Below are 12,930 nucleotides of genomic sequence, written 5' to 3' on the forward strand. Positions count from 1 at the left end.
TCACGCCTGCAAAGTCCAAAGATACATAAAAATCCGCGAATCTTAAAGCTCCTTCGCCATTTTAGCGAAATCGTCGGCAGATACGGCTTTTTCCGTCACCTTAATCTTCGATTTGACATCCTCGACGACCTTCACCTCGTAGAGCTTCTCGTAAATCTTCTGGCCCTGATCCTTGTCGGCGAGAATCTTCTCGGCGTAGTCGGCCAGCATCTCGTCCGGGGCCGACGGCATGCCGTACTGTGCGAACTGCGCGGCAGCCAGCGCCTTGGCCTCGGCCAGCGCCTCCTCCTTCGTCACCGAGAGGTTGCCAGCTTTGATGAAGTGCTTCTGCAGGTAGTTCCAGGTGAACATCTTCAGGAATTGGTCGAAATCCTTCTCGATGTCCTCCATCGAGAACTTGCCCTCGTTGATGGTGTAGAGCCAGCGTTTGAGGAATGCTTCGGGCATCTTCAGCCCGGCTTTCTTCACGAGGTAATCGCGCAGCTGCATCGTGAAGAGGTAATCGCTCTCGCGGCGCAGCTCGCCCTCGATCTGGGCGTCGATGAACTTATCGAACCCGGCTTCATCGGTAACCTCCCCCTGCGGAAAAGCCATTTTAAAAAACTCCTCGTTCATTTCGGGCTCGGCGAACTTGCGGATCTTGGTGATCTCCAGCTCGAATTCGGGATTGATGCCCTCCAGCTCGTCCTCCTTGACCTGCAGGCAGGCGGCGCGCTGGGCGGGATTCTTGTAGAGGTCGTTGAGATTGACCTTCATCTTGGCGCCCACTTTCTTACCGATGAAGGGTTTGCGATCCTCCTCCGGCATCGAGATCAGACCCACGTAGGCGTCCGCCACGTTCATCTCGCCGTTGTCGAGCGTCACGGTCAGCGCCTCGTCCGAAGTCACCTTGTCGGCATCCACCAGACGGCCGAAACGGCGCAGGTAGTTCGAACGGTAGTCGTCGTGCATCTTCTTGTCGACCTTGATCTTGCTGTATGTCAGCTTATCCTTGTCGGAGAGCTCCAGGTTGACAGCGGGAGCCTCGCCGATCTCGAACACGAATTCGAACTCCGTGGCGTTGTCGAAATCGAAATCGCCCTGCTCCTCCGAAGGAATCACGTCGCCCAGATAGTCGATCTTCTCCTTCTCGAGGTATTCGAAAGCGGCGTTCGATGCCTTGCGGTACGACTGCTCGGCCACGACGCCCTTGCCGAACATCTTCTTAACGATGCCCATCGGCACCATGCCCGGACGGAAGCCGGGGATGTTGGCCTTGCGCTTGTACTCGCGCAGGGACTTCTCGACCTCCTGTCCGTAATCCGCCTCGCCGACAGTCACGCGGATCAGCGAGTTATTCTCGCCGCGTTGTTCTCTTACAATGTTCATAGTGAATGAATTATATTTGTTATTCTTCGTATTTCCGCTCAGAATCGGGAGGCAAAGATACGAAATTATTCCATTCCCGGCAAGACATTATTCGTATAATACGGTGAAATTATGATATATGGTCTGCTTTTCGTACCTTCGGGGTCGTAACGACCCTCATTATCTGTCGGGAGGTTTTGCCGAACCGCACAGCATTCAGTTTTGAACTCATCCAACTTTTTCGTACCTTTGTAAGCTATATTTGTCCCGAGCGATGAAAACGATCTTCATATCCCTGCTTTCCCTGCTGCTGCTCCCGGCGTGCGGCGGCTCCGCGGCGCGTTCCAAACGCCCGGCGCAAACGACACCGGCAGCCGCGCATGCGCAGCCCAAAACATACACCTACCGCATCGTGGCGACCTATCCCCACTCGACGGCGGCCTACACCCAAGGGCTGTACTACGACGGCGGACTGCTGTGGGAGGGAACGGGACAGCACGGCGAATCGCGGGTGCAGACCATAGACCTCACGACGGGTAAGACCAATGTGCTGGCGCGCCTGCCCCGTTCGGAATTCGGCGAGGGCATCGCCCGCGTGGGCGACGAACTCTTCCAGCTCACCTGGCAGTCCAATACGGCACACGTATATTCGCTGGAGGACGGAAAGTTACGAAAAATCCGCGACCACCGCTATCCGGGCGAAGGCTGGGGTCTCACGACCGACGGCGAGAAGCTCTACATGTCGGACGGCACGGCCACGATCTACACGGTGAATCCCGCGACGTTCCGCCGCGAGAAGCGCGTGACGGTGACCTTTCAGGGGACTCCGGTCAACTACCTCAACGAGTTGGAGTGGATCGGGGACAGGATATGGGCCAACGTCTACACCACCGACCAGATCGTGATCGTCGACCCCGCGACGGGCATCGTGGAGGGCGTCGTGGACCTGACGGGCATCCTGCCCGAAGAGGAGGTCGCTCCGACGACCGACGTACTGAACGGCATCGCCTACGACGACGCCGGGAAGCGGATCTTCGTGACGGGCAAGAACTGGCCGAAACTCTACGAAATAGAAATAATCGAGCAATAAATGGCAACGACGCTATACGAACAACTGGAAAAACGCATTCTGCTGCTCGACGGCGGCTTCGGGACAATGGTCCAGGGCTACGGACTGCAGGAGGAGGATTACCGCGGCGAACGCTTCGGCGACTGGCCGGTGCAACTGAAAGGGTGCAACGACCTGCTCGTGCTGACGCGCCCCGATGTAGTGCGCGAAATCCACGAAAAATACCTGCAGGCGGGAGCCGACATCATCGAGACCGACTCGTTCAACGCCAACGCCGTGTCGCTGGCCGACTACCGCATGGAGGGGCTGGCTTATGAAATGGCGAAAGCCGCGGCCGAAACGGCCCGCCGTGCGGCGGATGAATTCACGGCCCGCAACCCGCAGAAACCCCGCTTCGTGGCGGGCTCGATGGGTCCCACGAACCGCACGGCTTCGATGTCGGCCGACGTGGCGAATCCCGCGGCCCGCGAAGTGACCTTCGCGCAGTTGGCCGAAGCCTATTCGGACCAGGCGCGGGGCCTCATGGACGGCGGCGCGGACATCCTGCTGGTCGAAACGGTCTTCGACACGCTCAACGCCAAGGCGGCCCTCTACGCCATCGACACGCTCTGCGCGGAGCTGGGCCGCGCGATCCCCGTGATGGTTTCGGGAACGCTCGCCGACGCCAGCGGCCGCACCCTCTCGGGACAGACCGTCGAGGCATTCGCCGCCTCGGTGTCGCATGCAAACTTGTTGTCCATAGGTCTCAACTGCGCCTACGGAGCCCGGCAGCTCTTGCCCTACCTCGAACGGCTGGCGGCAGCGGCCGAAACACGCATTTCGGCACACCCCAACGCCGGGCTTCCCAACGTGATGGGCGGCTACGACGAGACGCCCGAAATGTTCGCCGCGGATGTCGGCGAGTACCTGCGGCGCGGAGTGGTCAACATCGTGGGCGGATGCTGCGGCACCACCCCCGCACACATTTTCGAACTGTCGAAGATCGCCGGGCAATACGCCCCGCGGCCCCTTCCCAAACCCCGCCATACGACGGTGCTGAGCGGTCTGGAGCCGCTGCGGATCGTCCCCGAAGCCAACTTCATCAACATCGGCGAGCGCACGAACGTCGCCGGGTCGGCCAAATTCGCCCGGCTGATCCGCGAGGGAAATTACGAGGAGGCCCTTTCGGTGGCCCGGGCACAGGTCGACGCCGGGGCGCAGATCGTCGACGTCTGCATGGACGACGGGCTGATCGACGGCCCCGCGGCGATGCGCACGTTCCTCAACCTGATGGCCTCGGAACCCGAGATCGCCCGCGTGCCGGTGATGATCGACTCGTCGAAATGGGAGGTGCTCGCGGCCGGGCTCGAAGTGACGCAGGGCAAATCCGTCGTCAACTCCATCTCGCTCAAAGAGGGCGAAGCGGAGTTCCTGCGCCGGGCCGGGGAGATTCACCGCTTCGGCGCGGCCACCGTGGTGATGCTCTTCGACGAGCGGGGACAGGCCGACACCTTCGAACGAAAGACCGAGGTGGCGGCGCGAGCCTACAAACTGCTGACCGACAACGGATTTCCGGCGGAAGATATTATTTTCGACCCCAACGTGCTGGCCGTGGCGACGGGCATTCCCGAACACGACGGCTACGCCAAAGCCTTTATCGACGCCACGCGCTGGATCAAAGCGAACCTGCCCCATGCGAAGGTCTCGGGCGGCGTGTCGAACCTCTCGTTCGCCTTCCGCGGCAACAACGCCGTACGCGAGGCGATGCACTCGGCGTTCCTCTACCACGCCATCCGCGCGGGGATGGACATGGGCATCGTCAACCCGCAGTTAGTCCGCGTATACAGCGAGATCGAGCCCGAACTGCTCGAACGGATCGAGGATGTGATTCTTTGCCGCCGGGCCGACGCCGCCGAGCGGCTCACGGAATATGCCCAGGAGGTACGGCAGACGGCCGAAACAGCACCGCAGGCCCCCGACGCATGGCGCACGGGGACGCTCGGGGAACGCATCGGCTACGCGATGCTCAAAGGCGTGACGGATTACATCGAGCAGGATGCGCTGGAGGGTTACGAGACGCTGGGCAGTCCGATGGCCGTAATCGACACCCTGCTGATGCCGGCGATGGAGCGGGTCGGAACGCTGTTCGGCGAAGGCAAGATGTTCCTGCCCCAGGTCGTGAAAACCGCCCGCGTGATGAAGCGCGCCGTGGCGGCCCTGACGCCCTACATCGAACAGGGCTCGGACAGCGCTGCACACAACGCCGGAAAGGTGCTGATCGCCACCGTGAAAGGCGACGTGCACGACATCGGCAAGAATATCGTGGCGGTCGTGATGGCCTGCAACGGATATGAAATCAATGACCTGGGTGTCATGGTCGAATCGGAGCGCATCGTCGACGAAGCGGTGGCATGGGGTGCGCAGAGCATCTGCCTGAGCGGCCTGATTACGCCGTCGCTCGACGAAATGGCCCACGTCTGCGCGGAGCTGGAGCGCCGCGGGCTGCGCATTCCGGTCATCATCGGCGGCGCGACGACCTCCGACCTCCATACGGCCGTGAAGATCGCCCCGGTCTATTCGGGAGCGGTGATCCACTCCGCGAACGCCAGCCGCAACAGCCAGATTCTCGCGCAGCTGTTGGGTCCCGACGGCGACCTCTACACCGACAAAATAAAGGCCGACCAGCAGGCGATGCGCGAAGACTATGCCCGCCAGCTGCGGATACGCGACCTCGTGCCGCTGGCCGAGGCGCGCAAAAACCGGAGCACCGCACCGCACGAACCCGTAAAACCGCTCCATCCGGGGCGCATGGTCTTCCCGGATTTCGACGTGGCCGACGCCGAGCCGTTCATCGACTGGAACTTCTTCTTCCCGGCGTGGGGGCTCAAAGGGCGCTATCCCGAGATACTGGACCATCCCGAACGGGGCGCCGAGGCCCGCAAGGTCTTCGACGACGCGCAGGCATTGCTGGCGCGCATCCGCGACGAACGGCTGCTGACCCTGCAGGGCGTCGTGGGCATCTTCCCGGCACGCTCCGAGGGCGACGACATCTGGGTGACGGACGCCAAGGGGCGCGAAAAACGCTTCCCGATGCTCCGCAACCAGACACGCGGGCAGGAGAACCGCTCGCTGGCCGATTTCATCGCCCCGGCCGACGACTGGATCGGCTGTTTCGCCGTAACGGCCGGCATCGGGCTGAAAGAGCTCACGGAGAAATTCCGCACCGGAGGCGACGACTATTCGGCAATCATGGCCAAACTGCTGGCCGACCGGCTGACGGAGGCTTTCGCCGAGGCAGTGCACACCTTCGTACGCCGGCAGATGTGGGGCTACGAGACGGGCGAACCGCCCGCCCCGAAGCAGGTCGTCCGCGGCGAGTACCGCGGCCGCCGCATGGCTTTCGGCTACCCGGCAACGCCCGACCACTCGCTCAAACGCGAGGCCTTCGACCTGCTGGCCGCCGAGGTGACGACCGGCATGCGGCTGACCGAAAACTGGATGATCGACCCCGGCGAAGCGCTGTGCGGCCTGATGCTGGCCGACGCTGACTACTTCTCGGTCGGAACCGTCGACGCGCAGCAGTTGGAAGAGTACGCCGACCGCCGCGGGATGGAGGCCGAAACCGTCAAAAAGATTATACCGAACAACGTATGAACGTCGTAGATATCATCAACGAAGCGGTCGCCGCCGGGCGCACCCGCTTTGCTTTCGAACTGCTGCCGCCGCTCAAAGGGGACGGCATGCAGAAGATATTCGCCGCCGTGGAGCCGCTGATGGCCCTCGACCCGGCTTACGTCAACATCACGTTCCACCGCGAGGGGATCAAAGAGACCGAGCGCGAGGACGGCAGCATCGAATGGCACGTCGTGCGGCGCCGTCCCGGGACGGTCGGCATCTCGGCGGCTATCCAGCACCGGTACGGCGTGGAGGTGGTTCCGCACCTGATCTGCGGCGGGCTGTCGAAGTACGACATCGAGGACACGCTCATCGACATGGACTTCCTCGGGCTGCACAACGTGCTGGCGCTGCGCGGCGACAAGTCGCAGAACGAAAAACGCTTCATGCCCCACCCCCAGGGACACGCACACGCCGTGGACCTCGTGCGCCAGATCGCGGACATGAACCGCGGAAAATTCATCGACGGCGAGGTCGAGGAGTGCCACCATTCGAAATTCTCGATCGGCGTGGCGGGCTATCCCGAGGTGCACGCCGAGGCCCGCGACATCACCTCGGACATCGTCCGCCTGAAGGCCAAGATCGACGCCGGGGCCGAATACGTCGTGACGCAGATGTTCTTCGACAACTGCAAATACTTCGACTTCGTGCGCCGCTGCCGCGAGGCGGGGATCGACGTGCCGATCATCCCCGGCATCAAACCCATCTCGACACTCCGCCACCTGGAAATCCTGCCCGAGACGTTCGGCGTGGAGCTGCCCGAAGAGCTGGTGCGCGAGGCAAAGGCGCATCCGGACGACGTGCGCGAAGTGGGTACCGAATGGGCCATCGCCCAGAGCCGCGAACTGATGGCCGCGGGCGTGCCCGTCCTGCATTACTACACGATGAGCCGCACGACGAACATACAGAAAATCGTCAACACGATTTTCTAATTAAAAATGAAAAATCGAGTAATGAATAATTTTTTTCGTCATTCCGAGCGAACGCATGTGAGCGTGGGAATCTGCGCAGGCCCCGCGGCCATACGACTTGTCAGCCGATTGCCGCGGCATCTGCGATGCCTCGCAATGACGGGGTATTTCTTAATTATTCATGGTTAATTATCAATTAAAAAAATGAATCCTGTCGAATTTCGGCGTCACCTGCATGCGCATCCCGAACTCTCGTTCCGGGAGCACGGCACGGCGGCATTTATCGAACAGCAGCTCACGGAGCTGGGCATCGAACACCGCCGGATCGCGTCCACCGGCGTACTGGCCCGCATCGAGGGCCGCAAGACGCCCGCCGGCGACCGGCGCGCCGTCGTCCTGCGCGCCGACACCGACGCCCTGCCCATCGCCGAGCAGAACGCCTGCGAATGGCGGTCGCAGAACGAGGGCGTGATGCACGCCTGCGGCCACGACATGCACGCCGCCGTGCTGTTCGGGGTCCTGAAAGAGTTCGCCGCGGCGCCCGATTTCCGGGGCACGCTCTTCGGGCTGTTCCAGCCGGGCGAGGAGTGCAATCCCGGCGGAGCGTCGCTGGTGCTGGCCGAAAAACCGTTCGACGGATACGACGTGCGGGCTGTGGCGGGCGAGCACGTCGAACCGCAACTGGAGGTCGGGACTCTCGGGTTCCGGGCCGGAAAATACATGGCCGCAAGCGACGAACTGCGTTTCCGCATACACGGCACGGGCGGTCACGGGGCCATGCGCCGACAACTCAAAGACCCCGTGGCGGCGGGCGCCGAACTGCTGACGCGTCTCATCGCGCTCAACGGCGAGGAGTGCGTGCTGTCGATCGGCCGCGTGGAGGCCGGCGGGGCGACGAACATCGTGCCCGACGAGGTGTACATGGAGGGAACGCTGCGCACGTTCGACGAGCGGGAGCGCGAGATCATCCACCGCCGCATCGGGATCATCGCGGCGGACATCGACAAACGCCACGGCGTGCAGACCGACGTGGAGATCGGCCGCGGCTATCCCTGCGTGGTGAACGACGAAACGCTGGTCAAAAAGGCCGTCGCGCTGGCCCGGGCCGAAGGGCTCGGGGTGGAGATGCTGCCGCTGCGGACCACGGCCGAGGATTTCGGATTCTACTGCAAACAATATCCGTCGCTGTTCTACCGGCTGGGCGTGGGCGCCGCGGCCGGACGGCCCCATACGGCGACGTTCTCACCCGACGAAGGGGCCTTGGACGTGGGCATCGGCTTCATGCGCCGACTGGCCCTGCAAATTTTGGAAAAATAATGAAAAAACAAAACCAACGCTCCGGAAAAGGAGCCCGGAAAACGGACCGCACATCGGTGATACTGAGCCTGCTCCGTGAATTTCCCAACAATAAATTCTCGCTGAAGCACCTGGCTTCAGCATCGGGAGGCGCCACGAAAGAGGGACGCCGCGAAACGCTCGAAATTCTCGACCGGCTCTTCGAAGAGGGCATCGTCGAGGAGTGCGCCCGCGAAAAATACCGCCTCACCCAGAACCACCTGCCCCACTACGAGGGTGTGGCCGACATGGCCCCCTCGGGTTCGGTCTACGTGAAGGTCGAGGGGCTCGAGGCCGACATATTCGTCAACCAGCGCAACGCGGCGAACGCCCTGAACGGCGACCGTGTGGAGGTCGTGGTGATGCACCGCGGCCGCAACGGGCAGATGGAGGGCGAAATCACCAAAATCATCGAGCGCAACCGCAAGCCCTATGTGGGCGTGGCCGAGGTGGGACTCCACCAGATCTTCGTCCGGGCCGACTCGCGCCGCATGCCCATGGACATCTACCTCTCGAAGCGCACGTGGCCCGATGTCAGGGACGGCGAAAAGGTCGTGGTCCGCATCGTCGACTGGCAGCCCGGGAGCAAGAGCCCCGTGGGCGAACTGGTCGAGCGGCTGGGCATGGCCGGCAACAACGATACGGAGATGCATGCCATCCTCGCGGAGTACGAACTGCCCTACCGTTTCGAACCCGAGATCGAAGAGGCCGCCGAGGCCATCGACGCCCGGGTGACGGGCAGGGAGATCGCCGAACGGCGCGACTTCCGGCAGGTCACCACGTTCACGGTGGACCCGGCCGACGCCAAGGACTTCGACGACGCGCTGTCGGTGCGCAAAATAAAGGACGGCGTATGGGAGATCGGCGTGCACATCGCCGACGTGACCCATTACGTGCGGCCCCATTCGGTGATCGACGACGAAGCCGTGGAACGCGGCACGTCGGTCTATCTGGTGGACCGCACCGTGCCGATGCTCCCCGAGCGGCTCTCGAACGAACTCTGCTCGCTGCGTCCCCATGAAACGAGCCTCTGCTTCTCGGCGGTCTTCACCCTCAACGAAAACCTCGACATCCTCGAGGAGTGGTTCGGCCGCACGGTCATTCACTCCGACCGCCGGTTCACCTACGCCGAGGCGCAGGAGATTATCGAGACGGGACGCGGGGACTACGCCGAAGAGGTGCTGACCCTCAACCGGCTGGCACAAGCGCTGCGGGCGGAGCGGTTCAAAAACGGTGCGATCTCGTTCGACCGCGAGGAGGTGAAATTCCGCCTCGACGAGAACGGCAAACCCCTGGGCGTCTATTTCAAAGAGCAGAAGGAATCGAACCAGATGATCGAGGAGTTCATGCTGCTGGCCAACCGCCGCGTGGCTGAATTCTGCGGCAAACGCAGGACCGAGAGCGGCCGCACTGCGGAGCGCACGATGGTTTACCGCGTGCACGACTCCCCGAGCGAGGAGAAACTCGACCGCTTCCGCCAGTTCATCCTCCGCTTCGGGCATATCTTCAAAGCCACGAAGGGCCGCGCCGTGGCCAAGGAGATGAACAAACTCTTCAAACAGATCAAAGGCACCACCGAGGAAAACGCCGTCTCGACGATGGCCGTTCGCTCGATGGCCAAGGCCTACTATACGACCGACAACATCGGCCACTACGGACTGGCCTTTCCTTACTACACGCACTTCACCTCGCCCATCCGCCGCTATCCCGACATGATGGTCCACCGCCTGCTGGCGCGATACCTCGCGGGCGGCAAGTCGGCTGACAAGACCGAGCTGGAAGACCTCTGCGCACGGGCTTCGGACCGCGAGGTGGTGGCCGCCGAGGCCGAACGCGCCTCGATCAAATACAAGATGGTCGAATTCATGAAGGAGCACATCGGCGAGGAGTTCGAGGGGCACATCTCGGGTCTCACGGAGTGGGGCGTCTACGTGGAACTGGACGAAACCCACATCGAGGGCATGTCGTTCCTGCGGGACATCGAGGGCGATTTCTTCCAGTTCGACGAACAACTGTACGAGATCATCGGCCGCTCGACGGGCATTCGCCTGACGCTGGGCAGTCCGGTGCGTATCCGCGTGAAGCGCGCCAACCTGCAAAAACGTCAGCTCGACTTCGAGGTGCTGCTGCCCAAAGCCGCCGCACGACGCGCCGCCGCGTCGTCCGAAAGCCGCGGCAAAGGCCCCAAGGTCCGCACATCGTCGCGCCGCAAGGGAAAGTAATCCAATACACCGTGTATGCAAAAAGGGAAGCCCTTCGGGCTTCCCTTTTTGCATGCGGGCGTTCCCCTTCTTAGAAGAGGTTCACTCCGTCGAGCGTGGCGATCAGGTAGGTGGCGGCCACCGTCAGAATAGCGTACAGCTCGGGGAAAGCCGCGAGAATCAGCGTCTTACCCATCACGTCGTGACCGTTGCCGATGGCTGCGATACCGTTGGCGCAGACCTTGGCCTGATAAACCGAAGCCGCGAGGTTAACCATACCGACCAGCAGACCCGCACCGAAGATAGCGGCGCCCTGCACCAGCGTCGGAGCCGTCAGGCCCTTCTGCACCAGGAAGAAGCAGACGAAACCGTAGAGACCCTGCGAACCCGGAAGCGCCGAAAGAATCATGTAGCTACCGAAAGCTCCGCCGTTCTTCTTCATGGCCCCTACTGCGGCCTGACCCGTAATGGCGGTGCCGATCGACGAGGCGACACCTGCCAGGCCCACCATCAGCGCTACGCCGACGTAAGCCAATACCAATGCTGTTGTTTCCATAATGAGTTGAGTTTTTTAATTGTTATTTATTCGTTAGTATCATTCATTTTACGGATGGGATCGAAATTGCGCGGGGCCATTTCGAAACCGGCGTTCTTGTAAAACTCGACGAACGTCAGACGCAGCGGATGCACGAACGACGAAATGGTCGACATGAACAGGTTGATGCCGTGGCCGATCAGCAGAATCGGAATCATCACCAGCAGCCGCACCACGATCCCCGAGCCTTCGGGCACGAAACCCGCCGCCAGCGTGTTGAACACCAGCGCCAGCACACCGCCCGAAAGTCCGATAGCGAACAGACGGATGTAGGACAGCACGTCGCTGAGCAGCCCTGTAATGTTGTTGTAAAGGTCCCACAGCCCCGCGCCGAGATTGACGAGCGGATTGCGCTTCGGATCGTTCAGCAAAAGCATCAGCACGGCCCCGACGCCCAGTGCGATGTAGAAGGCTGCCGACCCGGAGGTGAATCCCGGAATGGCGAGCCCCGCCATCGGCAGGCCCATGGCCAGGCAGCACGAAACGAGCATGATGAACCACCCCAACTGCCCGAGCGCACGGCTCAGGCCGAAACTGCGGACGGTCATCCAGATATTGAGCGTCATACCGAAGAGTATCTGCACGATGCCGATGACCAGCGCGATGGAGAAGAACTGCCCCTGGAAATCGAAGAACTTCACCGAGGGGAACCACGTGTTCATGTTGATTCCGAAGAACGAGCCGCAGAACAGGCCGAAAGCGACCGTCGACAAACCGCACATCGTGGCGAACCACGCCGCACGGCGCATCATGCCGGGCTTGCGGAACTTATACAGCATGAAAGCCCCCATCAGGGCCAGGATGGCTCCGTAACCGGCGTCGTTCAGGCAGATGCCGAAGAACAGCACGTAGAACGGCGCGAAGAAAGGCGTGAGGTCCATCGTGCCGTATTTCGGCCGGGCATACATGTCGCCCACCAGCTCGAAATTGCGCGCGAACCAGCCGTTCTTCAGTTTCACGGGCGTTTCGTCTTCGGGCGTGGGGTCGCTTTTGAGATAGACCACGTTGGGATACTCTTCCAGCAGGGCGTCGACCCGCTCGGAAGTCTCCTTCTCGGCCCAGCCCTCCATGACGACCAGCGTGCCGTCGGCGGCCTCCTGCGCCGTAGCCGTCACCTGCACGCCCTGCAAACGCTCCTTCAGCGAGCAGGCATGCTCTGCGAGCAGCTCCTCCGAAGCGGCCACGCGCGAAAATTCGGCGTCGAGGGCTCCGAGTTTCTTCCCGGCTTCGGCGATGCGGCGCTCCGCCTCGCGGATATCCATTGCCGGGGTCTTCATCTCCTGCGCGTCGAGCGTCACCTCCTCGCCGGGCTTCGCCACGACGACGAACCACACCATGGCATCGGTGCGGCTGACCTCCGAAATCGTATAGCTCTCCGACCATTCGGACAGCATCTTGTCGAAGGTGTTGCGCTGGGTGAAGAAATAGCGCAGCACGATGCCCCGGTCGGCGAGTTTCTTCGTACGCTCCACGTCGAAGGCTCCCCACGGGCGCAACTCCTCGGCGGCCTTTTCCAGACGTCCGATCTCGGTGTTGAGTGCGGCGGCCTCGCGCTGTGCGGCGACATAGTGTTCGTAAGCCTCCTCACCCGACGCAAACGCTTTCGCCTTCGCGTCGAAGCGGCCCTCCCCGGCCCGGAAGTTCTTCAGGAACTCCGCGGCTTTCGTATGACCCTCGATGTCGAGCAGCAGTTGGCGGTCCTCCTCGGAGGGTTCCCAGCCCGTGGTGGTAATGTCCACCAGGCCGAGTCCGCGCAGCTTCTCGATGAAATCTTCGCTTTGCGCCGCATAGAGCACAAAGTCGTATTTCGACATTTTG

8 protein-coding genes are annotated in these 12,930 nt (G+C 62.0%); 5 read left to right on the plus strand and 3 right to left on the minus strand.

Annotated features, from left to right (window positions below; translation table 11 throughout):
• Positions 1–42: 42 nt before the first annotated feature.
• Complete coding sequence (locus BLU78_RS13080; protein ID WP_010266220.1) at positions 43–1,368, minus strand: trigger factor; 1,326 nt, start codon at positions 1,366–1,368, stop codon at positions 43–45.
• Positions 1,369–1,621: 253 nt separating this feature from the next.
• Here BLU78_RS13080 and BLU78_RS13085 point away from each other — a divergent pair, with 253 nt between their 5' ends.
• From BLU78_RS13085 to rnr, 5 genes are all read left to right on the plus strand, one after another.
• Positions 1,622–2,437, plus strand: coding sequence for a glutaminyl-peptide cyclotransferase (locus tag BLU78_RS13085; RefSeq protein WP_010266222.1), 816 nt, complete (start codon positions 1,622–1,624; stop codon positions 2,435–2,437).
• Complete coding sequence (gene metH / locus BLU78_RS13090) at positions 2,438–6,049, plus strand: methionine synthase (protein ID WP_010266225.1); 3,612 nt, start codon at positions 2,438–2,440, stop codon at positions 6,047–6,049.
• A complete protein-coding gene (gene metF, locus BLU78_RS13095; protein ID WP_010266227.1) occupies positions 6,046–7,002 on the plus strand; it encodes a methylenetetrahydrofolate reductase [NAD(P)H] in 957 nt (318 codons plus the stop codon). The genes metH and metF overlap by 4 nt, the downstream gene beginning before the upstream one ends.
• Before the next feature lie 183 nt (positions 7,003–7,185).
• Positions 7,186–8,298 carry a M20 family metallopeptidase gene (locus BLU78_RS13100; protein WP_010266229.1) on the plus strand — a complete coding sequence of 371 codons (1,113 nt, stop codon included), beginning with the start codon at positions 7,186–7,188 and terminating at the stop codon, positions 8,296–8,298.
• On the plus strand, positions 8,298–10,538 hold the full coding sequence (gene rnr, locus BLU78_RS13105; protein WP_010266231.1) for a ribonuclease R: 2,241 nt from the start codon (positions 8,298–8,300) through the stop codon (positions 10,536–10,538). The genes BLU78_RS13100 and rnr overlap by 1 nt, the downstream gene beginning before the upstream one ends.
• 70 nt (positions 10,539–10,608) lie before the next feature.
• On the opposite strand, the gene BLU78_RS13110 is transcribed toward rnr, so the two are convergent.
• Positions 10,609–11,073, minus strand: coding sequence for an ATPase (locus BLU78_RS13110; protein ID WP_044106733.1), 465 nt, complete (start codon positions 11,071–11,073; stop codon positions 10,609–10,611).
• 26 nt (positions 11,074–11,099) lie between these two features.
• Entirely contained in the window at positions 11,100–12,926 is a 1,827-nt protein-coding gene (locus tag BLU78_RS13115; RefSeq protein WP_010266235.1) for a V-type ATP synthase subunit I, read from the minus strand.
• Positions 12,927–12,930 lie beyond the last annotated feature (4 nt).

The sequence above is a fragment of the Alistipes timonensis JC136 genome, assembly GCF_900107675.1.
Taxonomy (GTDB): domain Bacteria; phylum Bacteroidota; class Bacteroidia; order Bacteroidales; family Rikenellaceae; genus Alistipes; species Alistipes timonensis.